We start from the raw sequence: 782 nt of genomic DNA, 5'->3' as shown, positions 1-782 counted from the left end.
CGGCGGCCGGAATTGCTGGGCTCACGAAGGTGCTGTTGCAAATGCGGCATCGCCAGCTGGTTCCGTCGCTGCATGCCAAGCAGTTAAATCCGAATATCGACTTCACGCAGACGCCGTTCATGGTGCAGCAGGAGTTGGCGGAATGGAGACAACCTGAGCTGGATCAAGACGGGAAGACCGTTGTCTATCCCCGCAGGGCGCTGGTGAGCTCATTTGGTGCCGGAGGCGCCAATGCGGCGGTCGTGTTGGAGGAATACGCCGCTCCCTTGCGGCCGCTGCTGGAGGAGACAGTATCCCGTCAACTATTTGTGCTGTCCGCAAAGAGCGGGGAGCAACTGCAGGAGTATGCCCGGAGATTGCTGCAAACCGTCCACAGGACAAATGAAGCGTCGAAGACGAGTATGAGTTTGCAGCAGATGGCCTACACCCTGCAAACCGGAAGAGAGCCCCTGGAAGAACGGCTGGCCATTGTTGCGGGTTCGTTCGCCGAACTTGCTGGCAAGCTGGAGCAGGTGACCGACGGGAAAGAAACGGTTTCCGATGTTTACCGTGGCCAAGCCAACACCCGGCGGGAATCCATGCATCTGTTTGCGGAAGACGAGGACATGAGATCGACGGTAGAGGCTTGGTTGCGCAAAGGGAAGCACGGCAAGTTGGCGGAACTATGGGTCAGAGGCGTTCCGCTCGAGTGGCGCCTGCTTTATACGGACGGACTGCCATCCAAGGTCCCGCTGCCTGGTTATCCCTTCGCTAATGAAAGATACTGGCTGCCGGGGAGCCGC

At 58.8% G+C, this 782-nt stretch carries 1 protein-coding gene; it reads left to right on the top strand.

The genetic code is table 11. The annotated features are described in order from the left end of the window. Positions 1-41: 41 nt before the first annotated feature. On the top strand, positions 42-782 hold a 741-nt coding region (locus L696_RS28205), incomplete at its 3' end, for a KS-MAT linker domain-containing protein (RefSeq protein WP_155985311.1).

It is taken from the genome of Paenibacillus maysiensis (assembly GCF_000520815.1).
Classification (GTDB): Bacteria; Bacillota; Bacilli; order Paenibacillales; family Paenibacillaceae; genus Paenibacillus; species Paenibacillus maysiensis.
The sequence above is the reverse complement of the archived record's forward strand: the minus strand, read 5'-3'. Positions and strand labels throughout refer to the sequence as shown.